15 protein-coding genes are annotated in these 14,947 nt (G+C 39.4%); 14 read left to right on the top strand and 1 reads right to left on the bottom strand.

Features of this window, described 5'->3' with window-relative positions; genetic code table 11:
• Positions 1-125: 125 nt before the first annotated feature.
• From miaB to J7E81_RS03995, 4 genes are all read left to right on the top strand, one after another.
• Positions 126-1,670 carry a tRNA (N6-isopentenyl adenosine(37)-C2)-methylthiotransferase MiaB gene (gene miaB, locus J7E81_RS03980; protein ID WP_215040824.1) on the top strand — a complete coding sequence of 515 codons (1,545 nt, stop codon included), beginning with the start codon at positions 126-128 and terminating at the stop codon, positions 1,668-1,670.
• 1 nt (position 1,671) lies between these two features.
• Complete coding sequence (locus tag J7E81_RS03985) at positions 1,672-2,127, top strand: YlbF/YmcA family competence regulator (protein ID WP_215040825.1); 456 nt, start codon at positions 1,672-1,674, stop codon at positions 2,125-2,127.
• Between the two features lie 232 nt (positions 2,128-2,359).
• The gene (locus J7E81_RS03990) at positions 2,360-2,905 is read left to right on the top strand and encodes an outer spore coat protein CotE (protein ID WP_215040826.1); all 546 of its coding nucleotides are present in this window, start codon (positions 2,360-2,362) and stop codon (positions 2,903-2,905) included.
• Between the two features lie 218 nt (positions 2,906-3,123).
• Positions 3,124-3,324 (top strand): hypothetical protein, encoded by a 201-nt coding sequence (locus tag J7E81_RS03995; RefSeq protein ID WP_215040827.1) that lies wholly within the window; start codon positions 3,124-3,126, stop codon positions 3,322-3,324.
• A 9-nt stretch (positions 3,325-3,333) separates the two neighbouring features.
• Here the strand turns inward: J7E81_RS03995 and J7E81_RS04000 are convergent, their stop codons facing one another.
• On the bottom strand, positions 3,334-3,888 hold the full coding sequence (locus tag J7E81_RS04000) for a GNAT family N-acetyltransferase (protein ID WP_215040828.1): 555 nt from the start codon (positions 3,886-3,888) through the stop codon (positions 3,334-3,336).
• Positions 3,889-4,060: 172 nt separating this feature from the next.
• On the opposite strand from J7E81_RS04000, the gene J7E81_RS04005 reads away from it, so the two are divergent.
• From J7E81_RS04005 to J7E81_RS04050, 10 genes are all read left to right on the top strand, one after another.
• The gene (locus J7E81_RS04005) at positions 4,061-4,714 is read left to right on the top strand and encodes a serine/threonine protein kinase (RefSeq protein WP_215040829.1); all 654 of its coding nucleotides are present in this window, start codon (positions 4,061-4,063) and stop codon (positions 4,712-4,714) included.
• A gap of 62 nt (positions 4,715-4,776) precedes the next feature.
• Positions 4,777-5,520, top strand: a complete 744-nt coding sequence (locus J7E81_RS04010) for a prolipoprotein diacylglyceryl transferase (protein ID WP_308162129.1) — start codon at positions 4,777-4,779, stop codon at positions 5,518-5,520.
• Positions 5,513-6,934 carry a radical SAM protein gene (locus tag J7E81_RS04015; protein WP_215040830.1) on the top strand — a complete coding sequence of 474 codons (1,422 nt, stop codon included), beginning with the start codon at positions 5,513-5,515 and terminating at the stop codon, positions 6,932-6,934. Before J7E81_RS04010 ends, J7E81_RS04015 begins: the two co-directional genes overlap by 8 nt.
• A gap of 33 nt (positions 6,935-6,967) precedes the next feature.
• Complete coding sequence (locus J7E81_RS04020) at positions 6,968-7,246, top strand: hypothetical protein (protein ID WP_215040831.1); 279 nt, start codon at positions 6,968-6,970, stop codon at positions 7,244-7,246.
• Between the two features lie 14 nt (positions 7,247-7,260).
• Complete coding sequence (locus J7E81_RS04025) at positions 7,261-7,725, top strand: flavin reductase family protein (protein WP_215040832.1); 465 nt, start codon at positions 7,261-7,263, stop codon at positions 7,723-7,725.
• A gap of 419 nt (positions 7,726-8,144) precedes the next feature.
• Positions 8,145-9,344: an MFS transporter gene (locus J7E81_RS04030; RefSeq protein ID WP_215040833.1), complete on the top strand. Its 1,200-nt coding sequence runs from the start codon at positions 8,145-8,147 to the stop codon at positions 9,342-9,344.
• A gap of 130 nt (positions 9,345-9,474) precedes the next feature.
• A complete protein-coding gene (locus J7E81_RS04035; RefSeq protein ID WP_215040834.1) occupies positions 9,475-11,772 on the top strand; it encodes an arylsulfatase in 2,298 nt (765 codons plus the stop codon).
• 88 nt (positions 11,773-11,860) lie between these two features.
• Complete coding sequence (locus J7E81_RS04040) at positions 11,861-13,117, top strand: anaerobic sulfatase maturase (protein ID WP_215040835.1); 1,257 nt, start codon at positions 11,861-11,863, stop codon at positions 13,115-13,117.
• Between the two features lie 188 nt (positions 13,118-13,305).
• Positions 13,306-14,151, top strand: a complete 846-nt coding sequence (locus tag J7E81_RS04045; RefSeq protein WP_215040836.1) for an alpha/beta fold hydrolase — start codon at positions 13,306-13,308, stop codon at positions 14,149-14,151.
• 121 nt (positions 14,152-14,272) lie between these two features.
• A complete protein-coding gene (locus J7E81_RS04050) occupies positions 14,273-14,926 on the top strand; it encodes a GntR family transcriptional regulator (RefSeq protein ID WP_215040837.1) in 654 nt (217 codons plus the stop codon).
• Positions 14,927-14,947: the final 21 nt, after the last annotated feature.

Here is a 14,947-nt window from a genome sequence, read left to right on the forward strand (position 1 = left end):
TTTCAGTCATGTAAACCTTTATACTATTATAATGTGTGGACTTTCATATAAAGCACAGGTAATAAATAACAATTGGAAAATTAATAGACATTTGAGGCTATTTTTAAAGAAAGGGGTTTAGGAACATGAATGAAAAACAACGATTAGAAGGTCAACAAGTAGCAGCTGCTAATTCTTCGGACAAAAAATCCGCCAAGGATTACAGCAAATACTTCGAACAAGTGATTACGGCACCTTCTTTAAAAGATGCGAAAAAACGTGGTAAGGAAGAAGTAAAGTACCATAATGACTTCGCGATACCTGAAGAATTTCGTGGAATGGGTGAAGGCCGTAAGTTCTATATCCGTACTTATGGATGTCAAATGAACGAACATGATACGGAGGTTATGGCAGGGATCTTTCTTGCATTAGGCTATGAACCAACCGACAACACGGAGGATGCGAATGTTATTCTTCTTAATACATGTGCGATCCGTGAAAATGCGGAAAACAAAGTTTTCGGCGAACTTGGACATTTAAAAGCACTAAAATTGGAAAAGCCGGACTTGCTCATAGGCGTTTGTGGCTGTATGTCACAGGAAGAATCGGTTGTTAATAAAATTCTAAAAACCTATCATCATGTGGATATGATTTTTGGCACACACAATATCCACCGCCTTCCAAATATTTTGAATGAAGCATACATGTCAAAAGAAATGGTTGTCGAAGTATGGTCAAAAGAAGGCGACGTTATTGAAAACCTTCCAAAAGTACGTCGTGGAAAAATCAAAGCATGGGTCAACATTATGTACGGCTGTGATAAATTCTGTACCTATTGTATTGTTCCGTATACACGTGGGAAAGAACGAAGCCGCAGACCAGAAGAAATTATCCAGGAAGTTCGCCATTTAGCCGCACAAGGTTATCAGGAAGTGACCTTACTAGGTCAAAACGTAAATGCATATGGAAAAGACTTAGAAGGAATGAACTATGGTCTAGGAGACCTAATGGATGAATTACGTAAAATTGATATTCCAAGAATTCGTTTTACTACAAGCCATCCGCGCGACTTTGATGACCGTTTGATTGAGGTTCTTGCCAAGGGCGGTAACCTAATGGATCATATTCACCTTCCAGTTCAATCAGGGTCAACAGATGTCTTAAAAATTATGGCTCGTAAATATACAAGAGAACAATATCTAGAGCTAGTAAGAAAAATTAAGGCAGCGATCCCAAATGTAGCCCTGACAACCGATATCATTGTTGGCTATCCTAATGAAACAGATGAGCAGTTTGAAGAAACAATGTCCCTTTATCGTGAGGTAGGGTATGAATTAGCGTATACCTTTATTTATTCCCCGCGTGAAGGTACACCAGCTGCAAAAATGGAAGATAATGTTCCGTTAGAAGTGAAGAAAGAACGTCTTCAACGTTTAAACAATTTGGTGAATGAGCTTTCGTTAGAAGCCATGAAGAAGCATGTAGGTCAAACCGTTGATGTATTAATCGAAGGGGAAAGTAAGAACAATCCGGACGTCCTTGCAGGTTATACGACGAGAAATAAGCTTGTAAATGTGATCGCACCAAAATCAGCGATTGGAAAAATCATTAAAGTAAAGATTACAGATGCAAAAACATGGTCATTAAATGGAGAAATGGTTGAAGAATTAGAACCAGTTGAGGTGAAATAAAGTGGCGAAGTATACAAAAGACGATATCGTCGCTCGTGCAGCAGATCTAGCTCGAATGATTGCAGAAACAGACGAAGTAGATTTTTTTAAACGGGCAGAAGCTCATATTAATGAAAACCAAAAGGTTAAAACGTTAATTTCTGATATTAAGGGACTGCAAAAGCAGGCTGTGAACTTACAGCATTATGGTAAATCAGAAGCATTGAAGAAGGTTGAAGATAAAATATCTACAATCGAAAAGGAATTGGATGAGATTCCAGTAGTTCAGGATTTCAAACAATCCCAATTGGATGTAAATGAACTGCTTCAGTTGATTGCTTCCACTATTTCTAATACGGTTACCGATGAAATCATCCTTTCCACAGGTGGAGACGTATTAATGGGGGAGACAGGCTCGAGCTTGAAAAATGGCGGCGGGGCTTGTGATAACCATAACGACTGTGATCACGACCATTAAAATAGCTGACCAGACTTCGCAATGAAGTCTGGTTTTCTTTTTGTTCTTTTTTAGACAAAATCATCATCATCGTCCTTTTTAAAGTACAGGCATTGTAAGTCACACACCTATAAATCCCGCATAAAATGAAGCATGACTAAACTTTTAACCAGTATTCACAAAATTATATATCACACTAGTCTAAGTTCACGCATACGATGAAATGAAAATGAATGAGGAGGGTTCGCGCGAAATGGGAGAATATAGAGAGATAATTACAAAGGCCGTAGTAGCGAAAGGACGAAAATTCACTCAGTCCAATCATACGATTAGCCCGGCGCACAATCCAACAAGTATTCTTGGCTGTTGGATCATCAACCATAAATACAAAGCGAAAAAAGTGGGCAAAACGGTAGAGATACATGGCTCGTATGATATCAATGTTTGGTATTCATATAATGATAATACCAAAACAGAGGTTGTAACTGAATGCGTTCAGTACAAAGATACCATTAAGTTAAAGTATCGTGACCATGACTGCCTCGATGACAATGAAATTTGTGCTCGAGTGCTGCAACAGCCGAACTGCTGTGAAGCCGTCATCTCCCCTAATGGTAACCGCATCATCGTCCATGTCGAAAGGGAATTCCTTGTCGAGGTTATAGGCGAAACGAAGGTATGTGTCCGAGTAAGCCTAGAAGCATGCAAAGACAAAGATGATGAATGGGGATTAGATGTGGATGACGAAGAATTTGAGGAACTAAACCCAGATTTCTTAGTCGGCGGGGAAGAGGAGTAAGGACACTAGGAAGGTAACACTTCCTAGTTTTTTCTTTTTATTAACATATGAAAAAAAATCCGGGTTTAGACTGACAGAATAAACGAAGCCCCAAATGATAGGAGCAGCGCCCTGAGGACCTTGACGGTTGGCGGATGTACTGATGAATTCTGCCTGGATGTAAGTTTGATGAATGAATATTGAAAAACTCAGCAAGCTAGATTCTAGGAGGTGCTAATATGGAGCCGCGACAAACTGGAAATAAAAAAATGCCTGATTTTGATCAATTAAATGATCGGATCATTCTTGAAAGTACACCAACACCGATGATCGTGATCAAAACGAATCTTGACCCGAAGAACGTAACAGAAAATAATCCTTATTATCAGGATGAAGAAGTAAAAGACCCAAAAGCTGTAAAGGATTACTTTGAAGAATAAAAGCCAGGATTATTTTTCCTGGCTCTTTTCCCATTCTGGTTTTAATAACGATAACATAAACGTATCATGGAACTGCTCCTCTTGAAACATATAGCCTCGCAGTAACCCTTCATGTCTAAAACCTAATTTATCCAGTAATGACAGGGAGGCAATATTTTCTGGATAAACAATTGCACCGATTCGATATAATCCCAGCTGTTCAAAACTAAACCGAATGACTTCACTGACGGCCTCGGCTGCAAACCCTTGTCTCCACAAAGCGGGATGCAGCTCATAGCCGATTTCCGCCCGTTTATTTTTAAGATTGAGAACGTTTAGACCAACGGTACCAATGATTCTTTGATTTTCCCTTAATTTGATTCCCCAGCGAATTCCCCGCTTATCCAAATAGTGCTTGTGATACATATCAATTAATCGAGTGGCTTCTGCTTGTAAGGTAAAGGGACTGGTTCCATAAAAACGAGTCACTTCATCTAATGATAGTATCTCATAAACCGCATTCATATGTTGATGGGTTAGTTCAATTAGTTTTAATCTCTTCGTTTCCAAAATCGGAAAAGTCATCGGCACACCTCTTTTTTTCACCGTTTCCATCTAAAATGGCAGTCAGAGTAAATATTTCTTTAATTGTATATTGGCTGAATAGAAATATCTAGGCTAAACCCAACAATGGATGAATATTTTTGGTAAAATGCAACCAAAGGGACGAAAGTCAAGAATGATAGAAGGTGTGTAAATGAACGTTAAAGACTATATTAACCTGATCGATACAGAATTATTGCCGAATATAAACTTATCTGTGTTAAATCCATTTGATCCAATCGTGGTGGAAAATCGCTCCAGTTCATGGAAGACGATAGGCTGTGGCAATTATGCAGGGGTTTTCTTACATGAGTCCTACCCGGATTTAGTAGTAAAAGTGTATGGCCGAAATCATGCGGAGCTTGTCAACGAGATGGAGGTTTATCAAAAACTAGGGATACATGAAACCTTTTCAAGACTTTATGCTTATGGAGAAAATTACTTGGTCTTAAAAAAGCTAGAAGGCATCACGTTATTTAATGCACTGATAAAAGGGATTCAGATTCCTAAGCTCGTCATTGAGGATATTGATGATGGTTTAGAGTATGCCCGATCAGTCGGTTTAAATCCTTTTGATGTCCATGGAAAGAATGTTGTAATGTTTGCGGGAAGAGGCTATATAGTGGATGTATCTGATTTTTATAAACAAGGCTATTGCCAAAAGTGGGACGATTTGAAAAAGGCTTATTACAAAATTTATCGGCCTTTTCTGTTTAAATACCATCCGCCCATTCCTTTTTCAGTTGTTGACGGAATTCGTAAAGGTTATCGAATGTATCGAAGATTAAAAAGAAAATGGAAAAAATAAACTATTCGCTAAGTTTTCTGATAATATAGAATAGTATCTATAAACGGGAAGGAGACTGTAATGTGCATTTCCCTGTCTATCTTTTTGGCATGCACCCACACCTCTTGTTCGAATCACTGGCCTATTTTATTGGGTTCAGGGTTTATTTATATACAAGAAATAAGGAAAGAATTCCATTAGATAAAGCCATTTGGGTGGTTGTGGGTGCAACATTAGGTGCTGCGATAGGATCAAAAGTTTTATATTGGTTTGAAAGCCCAGTGAAAACAGTTGAAAACTGGAATAATATCATTTACTTAGTCGAAGGGAAGACGATTGTGGGCGGGTTATTAGGCGGACTCATTGGTGTTGAAAGTGCCAAAAAGTGCATTGGCTGGACACGATCGACCGGTGATGACTTCGTGCTGCCAATAACAATTGGCATGATGATTGGTCGAATCGGCTGTTTTTTAACCGGGTTAGATGATCATACCTATGGGACTCCAACTACTTGGATAACGGGAATTGATTTTGGTGATGGGATAAACCGGCATCCCACCCAGTTATATGAAATCATTTTTTTACTTTTACTCATCATCATTCTAACTTATCTAAAAAGAAAGCAGCTAGGCTGGGAAGGCTTCTTGTTTCAATTATTTATGCTTGGTTATTTAATCTTTCGTTTTTTGATTGATTTTATTAAACCAACCCCGCATCCGTACTTGATTCTTAACAACATTCAACTTGCTAGTTTACTAGGAATCATCTATTACATAGCGCTTGTCTTAAAAAAACAAACGGAAAAAAGGAGAGAGATTCATGCCTAATCGCCCTTATTTATTTTATGAGCTGACAAATAGTATTTGTTCCACCTGTTTAAGAAAAGTAGAAGCGAAAGTAATCATCGAAAATGAGAAAGTCTATTTGGTGAAAAATTGCTTCCAGCATGGGCGGGAGAAGGTACTGATATCGACCGATGTTGCCTATTACAAATGGTGCCGGGAGTTTATCAAACCATCCGAAATGCCTTACCGCTGGAATACCCCCATTAAGTATGGCTGTCCATATGATTGCGGCTTATGTCCGGATCATGAGCAGCATAGCTGTTTAACTCTGTTAGAAGTAACGGAACGCTGTAATTTGAAATGTCCCATCTGCTATGCTGAATCCTCACCTCAAAAAGGCAGTTTCCGCAGCTTAGATAAAATTGAATTTATGCTTGATAATATTATTAAAAATGAACGGCATGCTGATATTGTCCAAATTAGCGGCGGGGAGCCTACAATCCATCCCCAGTTCTTTGACATTCTTGATTTGGCAAAATTAAGGCCTATTCGTCATATAATGGTTAACACGAATGGTCTTCGCATTGCGACCGATAAGGAGTTTGTGAAACGCTTGGCTGCTTATTCTCCCGGCTTTGAAATCTATCTTCAATTTGATAGTTTTGAGAAAGAAGCACTTGAGGAGCTAAGAGGAGTGGACCTAAGGGACATACGAAAGCAAGCTATCGAAAATTTAAATGAGTATAATATCTCGACGACCCTAGTTGTGACCCTTAAGAAGGGATTGAATGATCACGAGGTTGGAACCATCATTCAATATGGCCTGAAACAAAGATGTGTGAGAGGAGTAACGTTTCAGCCGATCCAAGCGGCAGGGCGATTGGAAGAATACGACCCAGCGACGAACCGGTTAACGTTAAGTGAAGTACGGCAGATGATCATCGATCAATCGGAAGTGTTTGGCCCAAAGGATATCATTCCTGTCCCATGTCACCCTGATTGTTTAGCAATGGGTTATGCGTTAAAACAAAATGAATCGGTTACGCCATTAACCGGTCTGATTGATCCTAACATTCTCTTAGAAGGTGAACGAAATACAATTGTATTTGAACAAGATGATCATATAAAGGAAATGATTTTTAAACTATTTTCTCTGAATCATTCACCAGATTCATCGGCATTATCCTTACAAGATCTTTTGTGCTGTCTTCCGAAGGTATCGATGCCAGGACAAATTGGTTATGATAATGTTTTTCGGGTGATTATTATGCAATTTTTAGATGCATATAACTTCGATGTTCGTTCCGTCAAGAAATCCTGTGTTCACATCGCACACCCGGATGGGAGGATTATTCCGTTTGATACTTATAATTTATTTTACCGTGATGATAAAGAGCAGGAATTAAAGAAAATCCAGGCTGAACTTGAGGGGAAAACTTACATTCAGGCAGAATAATTCTTTTTCAAATTGTGGTTAGGGGGTCATTTATTGAGCAAGAATCAAAACGATGGTTCATTAAAGCAACTATGGTTGGGAATAGGGATTGCGCTGGGTATATACCTTCTGGGTGTAATATTATTAATAGCTTCTTCCACCCTAACTCTTCCTTATATGCTGTTTGCTGGAATTGCACTTATCGTCTTCCCAATCGTATCCTTCTCAATGGGAAAGAAACGCCTAGGGCAGGGGGCATTAATTGGCTTAGGGTTAAATATACTGTTATTTTCAGCGTGTGCTGGAATTTTGATAGCCAATTTAGGCGGATGAGGGGGAGAAGCAGGATGGATGATCGTCACTTTCGCAATGCAATGGGCAAGTTTGCCACAGGGGTAACCGTTGTGGCTGTGGAAGTCGAGGGGAGCGTGCATGGCATGACGGCGAATGCCTTTATGTCTGTATCACTCAGCCCAAAACTGGTAGTAGTCTCTATTTCTGAAAGAGCACAAATGTTAGAAAAAATGAACCAAAGCGGAAAATTTTCCGTTAATATCCTAAGCCGTTCGCAGCAGGAGCTATCGATGATTTTTGCGGGGCAGCAAAAAAATCAACAAGAGGTGAAATTTGAGCGGTTAGGCGGGGTTCCGGTATTAGCTGGTGCCGTGGCACAGATTGCCTGTGAAATTTCTGCGGCATATGTCGAGGGGGACCATACCCTGTTTATCGGAAGGGTAACGGACATCCATATCGAAGATTTTGAGCCGCTCATTTATTTTAGTGGAAAATACCGGGCTCTCGCAGAAGAATAAGCTCATATAATAGTTTTTTACTAATTTTAAAGCTTAAACGCTAAATAACGCGGTAAATGGTAAGGTTATTCGTAATATTTTATTAGATAGTCGGGATAAAAAATACGCTGAAAAGATCAGCGTATTTTTTTGTGTTTTCGTACAATAATGATTTTTGTTCTGAAAATAAAAAATATTTAGAATATGTTGACAAGTATATTTGGCCTATGTAGAATTACAGTTAGTAAAAGAAAGCGCTTTTTTTACCGTTTTCACTCAGTAATTATCCGAAATCTATAAGGTTGAAATTTTAGTTTGGGTAAGCTACGACTTTTTTTCTGTTGTTCTTGGTGGCCAACAAAACAACAGAAAAAGTTATTCTGTATCATCACCTCTGGGTAACATCTTTGCATCTATTTTAGATTATAGGAGGTTCCACAATGGCAATGAAGACAATCAGTAGAAATTTTCTTAAGTTTTTGGTTGTAATTCTTGCATTTCAAGATGTAGCTGCAGGGGTAGCAGGATCGATCATGGCAGATATTATTAAAGCATTTCCAAACTACGACCCGACGATTGTCATGCTAGTCGCAACCTTTCCTGGATTAATTCAAATAGTACCAGCCCTCTTTTATGGAAAACTTTCCAAAACGTTTAAGAAAAGAACACTTCTTTTTGTTGGTCTAGGTCTTTTCATCATAGGTGGTACGCTGCCAACATTTATGGACAGTCTGCCATTGATTATAGCGATGAGGGGAGTTTTAGGGTTAGGTGTAGGGATTACCATGCCTTTATCAGTGGATGTCATTACTGATTTCTTTGAAGGCAGAGAAAGAGATTTCTTAATTGGCTTTGGGACCTCTACGATTGCCTGTATCGGGGCCATCTTTTTCCAGCTAGTCGGTGGAATTTTAGCTGATGCTTATGGCTGGCAATATGGGTTTTTAACGTACCTCTTCCCGATTTGGATCTTAGCTGTAACAATTCTTTATTTACCGGAGCCTGAAAAGAAACAGCCAATTGAATCAGCAGGAAATGAAACTCGTGTAAAAGTGAAATTACCAAAAGCAATCTATTGGGTGTGCCTTGGACAAGTTTTATTCTCAGGACTAATCTTTGGTTATGTTACGAATATTTCCGTTGTTATTCAAGCAGATAAATTAGGAAGTGCAACTGAGGCGGGCTTGGCAATCTCTGTTTTTACTTTTGGAACGCTGCTTGCCGGGTTTTTATTCGGGAAAATCAAGCATAAACTTCCGAATTATTACTTGCCGATTGCAGTCATCATAACAGGAATTGGGATGGCGATCTGTTATTTTGCACCTTCCTTGCCAGTTATATTTGCCGGAAGCTTAGTCGGCGGGTTTGGGATGGGGGTTGGACTTCCTGGAGTATTTACAAAGGTTACCGAGCTTACACCGGCTGGAGCCGCATCCGGAGCGGGTTTAGTTGTTGTCGGTCAAGGACTTGGCGGAATTCTTGGGCCATTTGGGTTCCAAGTAGTTCAAAATCTGTTTCATCAAGGAATTGGCAGATTCCCATTAGCGGTAAGTGCGGCAGGTTTAGTTGTTTTGGCGCTTATCTGGGCGTTGTCAATTAGAGCACCAAAAAGTGACGTAGAGGTTCCAATCGGACAGTAAGACTAGAAAAATAGTAATATTTAAAGCTAAAATAATGCGGTCATTTTTCATTATTTTAGCTTTACTAATTTCTTGGAATGGGATGTGAGGTTGAAAGGTTAAGCCCATGAAGATTTAGGAGGAGGATTTAATGGATAAAGGGTTAAAGGTACTAAGAAAATCACCGTTTCAAAAGTTGACAGTTGTAGCTTCTGCTTTAGCTTTAATGTCAGGCTGTTCCTCTAAGATGATCACGGGTCAGGAAGTAAAAGCAGAAGTTTTAAAAACAAAGTCCAACGAACAAAATAAAACTCAGAAAAATGGAGAAAATTCGTCTAAACCAAATATCGTCTATATCGTTTTAGATGACTCCGGGTTTTCTGATATTGGCAGCTACGGTTCAGAAATTAAAACTCCAAACCTAGACTGGTTAGCGGAAAATGGACTGCGATATAACAATTCTCATGTCACACCAGTTTGCTCACCAACACGTGCCTCTTTACTTACAGGAAGAAATCCTCATGATATCGGAATGTCGACAGTAGCTAATTTTGATATGGGTCCTGACTATCCTAATAAACGCGGCCGGATTTATCCTGAGGCGGGCACGATTGCTGAAGTACTAAATGAACATGGCTATAACAATTATGCTTTAGGTAAGTGGCACTTAGCTCCTGCCCATCAAGTTACCCCTGCAGGTCCTTATGAAAATTGGCCGCTTGGAAAGGGCTTTGACCGCTTTTATGGCTTTCTTGAGGATTCTGGTGATCAATACAGACCGGAACTTATACAAGATAATAGTCCAGTAGATGTACCTAAAAAAGAAAACTACCATTTTTCAGAAGATATTGTAGATCGAGCTAACCAATATGTGACGGACCAAGTATCTGTAAATCCGGATAAACCTTTTTTCCTTTATTTATCGTTTGGAGCACAGCACCAACCCGTACAGGTCCCTCAAAAGTATATCGATATGTATAAGGGGGTTTACGACAAGGGCTGGGATAAAATCCGTGAAGATCGATTTAATAAGCAGAAGGAATTAGGGATTATCCCAAAGGACACCAAATTAACTGGACTGAACCCAGGTGTAAAGCCGTGGGCGCAACTTTCGGAGGAGGAGAAAAAGGTATTTGTTCGTTTCCAAGAAACCTATGCCGGCTTTTTAACGCATACAGATGAGCAAATAGGCAGATTTATCCATCAATTAAGCACTTTAGGTCAATTGGATAATACCATGATTGTCTTTCTATCAGACAACGGGACAAGTTCTATGGGGAAAAATACGGGTTCCATCAATCATACATTACCTTATAATGACGTACCAGAAAAGTTAGCGGATGTTGTTAAACACATAGACGATATTGGAAGCGATCGAGCAGGAGCAGAATTTCCGACAGGATGGGCACAAGTAAGTAATACCCCATTCAAATTTTATAAGGCCACAACCTTTGAGGCCGGTGTACATACACCATTGATCATTTATTATCCAAAAAAGATCAAGGATAAGGGGGGCATACGAAATCAATACCTTCACGTAAGTGATATTACACCAACGGTATATGATGTTTTAGGAATCGATTTGCCAAAGGAAATTAATGGAGTAAAACAAATGCCCCTTCAAGGGAAAAGTTTTGCTGACACATTTGACAATCCAAAAGCTTCCGGCAGGGATGTCCAATATTATGAAAACAATGGTCAACGTGCCATCTATGAAGACGGTTGGAAAGCGGTGGCCCTCCATAAGTCGGGTGACCCTTATGAAAATGATAACTGGCAGCTTTATCATACAGCGGAGGATTTTTCTGAGACTCAAGATCTCGCAGCCAAATATCCAAAAAAGCTAAAGGAGTTACAAGCGTTATGGGAGAGGGAAGCCAGGAAGTACGGAGTTTTCCCAATGACAGATATAGCAGGGGATGGTTTTTTAACGATTCCTTCCGATTCTAACCGTGCTAAAAATAGTTTCACGTTTTATCCGGGAATGTCACGTTTGTCCGAGGCCGCTTCCCCCTTTATCATAAATCGCTCGTATTCCATTACAATCCCAATAAATCGTAATAAGGCTTCAGATGATGGTGTTCTCCTTGCATTAGGAGGCTACGAAAGCGGCTATGCCTTATATATTAAAAGTAATAAGCTCATTTACGAATACAACATGGGAAATGCTGTCTATAGAATTCAATCCAATAGTGAGGTACCTACTGGTCCATCCACTATTCGCTACGATTTCACGAAAACGGAAGCAAACAAAGGCATAGGTTGTTTATTTATTAATGGACAGGAAGTAGCCGAAGGAACAATTGAGCACACCCATCAATATAAAATTGCCTTTGAAGGGTTGGATATTGGAAAGGACACGCTTTATCCAGTTAGTTCAGAATACAAAGATGAAGGTGAGTTTAAATTCACAGGGGAAATAGAGAAAGTGATTTATCAACTAAATTAGGATAAGGTCTATTAAATAATCAAAGGACAGAAGCCAGTAACATTCAAATTTGTTACTGGCTTAAATTTTAGAAGTGAGGGAAGTTAAAATGAGCAACGTTCAAGAGCAAGATAAGGGATTTCACATAATAGCAAAACCATCAGGCCCGATCTGTAATTTAGATTGCAAATATTGTTTTTATACGGAAAAGGAGGCTTTATTCACGGGTAACAGGTATCTTCACATGTCAGAGGAGGCCTTAGAGGAGTTTATTCGGCAATACATATCCTCACAAAAGGTGATCGATATTCCTTTCGTTTGGCAGGGAGGAGAACCGACTTTAATGGGGCTGGACTTTTATAAGAGAGTGGTAGAATTACAAGCAAAATACAGCAAAGGCAAGCGAATTACGAATTCATTGCAGACTAACGGTACTCTATTAAATAAGGAGTGGTGTGAATTTTTAGCGAAAAATCATTTTTTAGTGGGATTAAGTATCGACGGACCAGAAAATATTCACAATCATTACAGGGTAGATAGGGGGGGAGGGGCGACGTTTAAAAAAGTTCAACACGCCTTACATCTTTTAAAAAGATATAAGGTCGAGTTTAATGTATTAGTTTGTGTAACCAGCTACTCTTCAAACTATCCCCTTGAAATCTATCATTTTTTAAAAGATCAAGGTGCAGCGTTTATTCAATTTATTCCAATTGTGGAACGATTGCCGGATGTGGAAGCAAAAAAACTGGGTCTCCGTCATGCAACACCGCCACCTGTTAATCACGCAGATTTACAAGAAACCGTTTCCTCTTGGACTGTCGAATCAGAGAAATATGGAGACTTTCTGATTGCTATTTTTGATGAGTGGGTGAGAAATGACGTAGGTACCGTACATGTAATGAATTTTGAACACGCGCTAACCTCCTGGCTGGGGCTGCCTTCAACATCCTGTATCTTTGCCGAGACCTGTGGCAGGGCAGCAATGATAGAACATAATGGCGATGTCTACTCTTGCGACCACTATATGTACCCAGAGTATAAATTGGGTAACATTTTTGATGCTACCTTTACTGGAATGATGGAGTCTAATCAACAGCGAGTATTTGGTGAGAATAAAAAGACTTCACTTCCGAAATACTGCCAAACATGCGAGGTGCGTTTTGCTTGTAATGGAGAATGCCCTAAGCATCGTTTCCTCCACACACCCGATGGGGAACCTGGGCTAAATTATTTGTGTGCAGGCTACAAAAAGTACTTTCATCATATACACCGATATCTGAAAGTCATAGTGCAGTTGATTGAAAATGGACTACCTGCATCCGATGTAATGAAGGTTATTGAAAGACCGCTTATATTGAAAAAATAGTAGGCTGATTCTTTTAATGAAAAAATATTTAGAATTTATTGACAAGGAAAGATTGATAGAGGTAAAATTATAGATAATTAGAGAAAGCGCTTTAATCAGGGGGATTTACCCTTTTAACAGTGGTAATTTCTAATACTAAAATTTTAGTTATGAATAATGAACATAATTCTGGTAACGGAGGTAAACGAATGACATTTGTTGAAACCAAGAAAATTCAGACTGGAAACTACCAAACTTACATCCATGAGGGCGGAGAAAAACCTTCTGAGACAATTATTTTTCTTCATGGAAGCGGACCAGGGGCAAGTGCTAATACAAATTGGAAGCATATCTTACCGAATTTTAAAGAAAAATTTCATGTAGTCGCACCTGATATTTTTGGGTTCGGTCAAACCGATCATCCAAATGAATATCCCAAAAATGGCGCTGAATGGATGAGTGAGCGTGTGCAGCAAGTATTGGCTATAATGGACACATTAGAAATAGAAAAAGCTCACTTAGTTGGAAACTCTCTTGGAGGTGTGATTGCTCTTCATCTCCTAATGTATGCTCCGAATCGGTTTGATCGTGTGGTCTTAATGGGGGCTGGCGGTGGTTTAACGGAACCAACTCCAGAGCTTGCCAAACTGGCAAACTTCCATAAGGATCCTAATCCAGTAGCCTTTAAAAACTTATTAAGCTGGTTCTTATATGATAAAAGCATGCTTGAAAATGAACTCGACGCCATCGTGGCCGAGCGATTAGAGATGTTTTTAAAACCGGAAGTACGTAGATCTTACGAGGAGAATTTCACCAAATCACATCTTTCAGATATGCTAATCCCACCTTCTGCCTTAAAACAAATGGATCATCCAATCTTACTTATCCACGGACATGGAGACCGATTCGTACCAATGGAAAGCAGTCTTTATGTTATGGACTATCTGCCAAATGCTCAACTCCACATTTTTAAACGCTGCGGCCATTGGGCACAGGTAGAGCAAAAAGAAAGATTTATAAAATTAACATCCGATTTTTTCAACGGTGAACTTTAAAATCAACATCCCATACACCGTTGCTTCCCTATTATTAGTAGTTTAGATAATAATAGACACCATGAAAAAATTACCATAATATAGGGGTAACTAAATCCTTGAAAACTAGTAGGTGTATGTGATGAAAATTGAAAAGGCTTATCGTTATATAAAAAGATTAATTATCGAAGGAATTTTAGAGCCCGATACCGCCATTAATGTGAATGAAATTGCCGAGACCTTAAAGATGAGCCGGACACCCGTACACAAAGCGCTATCCAAGCTGGAACAAGAAGGCTTTCTTTCGATTGTGCCGCAGGTAGGAGTCTATGTGAAAAGACCTGATCCTGAAGAAGTATTAGAACGTCTTCTAGTCTGTGCGAATCTGGATGCATTGATGACCGAGCAGGCCGCGTTATTCTTAACGCAAGAAGAATTTACTTATATGGAGTCCATCTTAGAACGAATGGATCAACCGGAATTGTCTGCTGACGAATATGGCAGCCTCAACATTGACTTTCACCGTACCATCTATGAAGCCTCTAAGTTAACCTATACCTTCAACTTGGCAAAGCAGCTATGGGATTATCTGAATTTCGTCGGAAATCCGGAGGACTTATTCACTAGTGACAGACGGCAACAGTCACAAACCGAGCATTGGATGATTTTCTATTACTTGAAGGAAAATGATAGCAAGTCCGCTAAAAATCTGATGGAAAAACATATGCGCCGAGTAGCCAAGCTGGTTGGTGAAAAATATCAGGGCATTGAACTGAGCCGGCGTATCCTAAGCTAGTCCAAAAACTACTAATCCAGG

The sequence above is a fragment of the Bacillus sp. ISL-18 genome, assembly GCF_018613415.1.
Taxonomy (GTDB): domain Bacteria; phylum Bacillota; class Bacilli; order Bacillales; family Cytobacillaceae; genus Neobacillus.